The sequence below is a fragment of the Oleiphilus sp. HI0067 genome (genome assembly GCF_001635735.1).
In genome coordinates, this window is record NZ_LWFI01000293.1 from 1 (window position 1) to 942 (window position 942).

Here is a 942-nt window from a genome sequence, read left to right on the forward strand (position 1 = left end):
ATGTGAGCCGAAAAACTTTATCTAAGGTTCTAAATGCACGCGGATCTTTAACGCCAGAAATGGCAGTAAGGCTAGAGCTAGCTTTTGGAAAGCCTTCTGCAGACCATTGGCTGCGTCTACAAAACGCCTATGATCTGTGGCTGGCGAGACAGAACAAAGATGCACTTCATGTTTCACCGTTTGATATAGAGGCGGCGTGATTCTTTGCTTCAGTATCTAAAGCCACCGATATAGACTGGAAAGAATGAAAAGCGGACATTGGTTTTCCATTCGCAAATAGACAATTGCGGACATCAAGTTGGGAGAAATATCAGGCTTTATTTGGGCAGGTTTATTTAGCAAGCAGACATGAACGCCCGCATTTGAGGCTGGTTTGGAGCGCAGCGGAAAACCAGTCAGGCAACATGCGCTTGTTAGAATTAGTTCACTTTCCAATGGTATGTGGTGTAGTAGTAGAGCTCTTGCTTCCCATTGTATTCAAAATAGGCTGACTGCCACATATCCTTTTGAACCTCATTACCCCACATATCTTTCTCTATCGCGTATTTTACTCGATCTTGCAAATTGGCATATACATAAGAGGATATGCCAATGTTGCCATGCAATTTGTCTCCAACCTTTACGGACTTATTAACTGCATTGCCAACCCATACCAAATCTCTATTATTTGCACCAGCTATACCAACTTTTGCACAAACAATTTTTCCGTCATCAATGCCTATGCCAAAATCAACGGATGAGAACTTCTCCATTTTCTTCTTTACTTCGGAGTCTGAAGATGACAATAGCCATTTCATCTTCATGGCAGACTCAACAGCATTACTTAATGTGATTTTTGATGTGCCTTGAAAAAAGACCAGCATTCCATCGCCATTAAAGCTTCTTACCTCACCACCTAGGCTTTTAGCGACAGTCACGATTGTGTGGAAATAAGCTTTATGT

The 942-nt window shown here is 41.9% G+C and carries 2 protein-coding genes; one reads left to right on the forward strand and one right to left on the reverse strand.

All coding sequences use genetic code 11. The annotated features are described in order from the left end of the window. Positions 1-200 (forward strand): HigA family addiction module antitoxin (locus A3739_RS03615; RefSeq protein WP_068500357.1); only part of this gene is annotated, 200 nt, incomplete at its 5' end. 219 nt (positions 201-419) lie between these two features. Here the strand turns inward: A3739_RS03615 and A3739_RS03620 are convergent. Then, positions 420-942: hypothetical protein (locus A3739_RS03620; protein WP_156502319.1), on the reverse strand; the 523-nt coding region annotated here is incomplete at its 5' end.